The organism is Dactylosporangium sp. NPDC050688 (assembly GCF_040654515.1).
GTDB lineage: Bacteria > Actinomycetota > Actinomycetes > Mycobacteriales > Micromonosporaceae > Dactylosporangium.
Genome location: NZ_JBFAIC010000160.1, coordinates 1 through 1,277, shown reverse-complemented (window position 1 = coordinate 1,277; position 1,277 = coordinate 1). Strand labels below are relative to the sequence as shown.

1 rRNA gene (running past one end of the window) is annotated in these 1,277 nt (G+C 57.1%); it reads right to left on the bottom strand.

The window, feature by feature from the left end:
• Positions 1–1,269: ribosomal RNA gene (locus AB0H83_RS51595) — 23S ribosomal RNA — on the bottom strand; it reaches 1,949 nt to the left of the window's first position.
• Positions 1,270–1,277 lie beyond the last annotated feature (8 nt).

Sequence of the window (1,277 nt, the reverse complement as noted above, 5' to 3'; positions counted from 1 at the left end):
GTGTGAATGCCACAGCTTCGGCGGTGTGCTTGAGCCCCGCTACATTGTCGGCGCGGAACCACTTGACCAGTGAGCTATTACGCACTCTTTCAAGGGTGGCTGCTTCTAAGCCAACCTCCTGGTTGTCTATGCGACCCCACATCCTTTACCACTTAGCACACGCTTAGGGGCCTTAGCTGGTGATCTGGGCTGTTTCCCTCTCGACTACGAAGCTTATCCCCCGCAGTCTCACTGCCACGCTCTCACTTACCGGCATTCGGAGTTTAGTTGACTTCAGTAAGCTTGTAGGCCCCCTAGGCCATCCAGTGCTCTACCTCCGGCAAGAAACACGTGACGCTGCACCTAAATGCATTTCGGGGAGAACCAGCTATCACGGAGTTTGATTGGCCTTTCACCCCTAACCACAGGTCATCCCCCAACTTTTCAACGTTGGTGGGTTCGGCCCTCCACGCGGTCTTACCCGCGCTTCAGCCTGCCCATGGCTAGATCACTCCGCTTCGGGTCTAGGACACGCGACTGAACGCCCTATTCAGACTCGCTTTCGCTACGGCTCCCCCACACGGGTTAACCTCGCCACGTATCACTAACTCGCAGGCTCATTCTTCAAAAGGCACGCCGTCACCCCCACCCAAAGGGTAGGACGCTCCGACGGATTGTAGGCGCACGGTTTCAGGTACTATTTCACTCCCCTCCCGGGGTACTTTTCACCTTTCCCTCACGGTACTCGTCCGCTATCGGTCACCAGGGAGTATTTAGGCTTACCAGGTGGTCCTGGCAGATTCACGGCAGATTACAGGAGTCCGCCGCTACTCGGGAACACACCAACACAGACCCGCGATTTTCGCCTACCGGACTCTCACCGTCTACGGTGCCGCTTTCCAGCGAACTTCGACTAACCACGAATTTTCTGACTGTGCGACCGAATGGCAGCTCGATCAAGACATGTCCCACAACCCCGCACACGCAACCCCTGCCAGGTATCACACGTGCACGGTTTAGCCTCATCCGCTTTCGCTCGCCACTACTCACGGAATCACTGTTGTTTTCTCTTCCTGCGGGTACTGAGATGTTTCACTTCCCCGCGTTCCCTCTACCCGCCCTATGTGTTCAGGCGGGAGTGACACCACATGACTGGTGCCGGGTTCCCCCATTCGGACACCCTGGGATCACAGCTCGGTTGACAGCTCCCCCAGGCCTATCGCGGCCTCCCACGTCCTTCATCGGCTCCTGGTGCCAAGGCATCCACCGTACGCCCTCAGCAACTTGACCACAAAAAA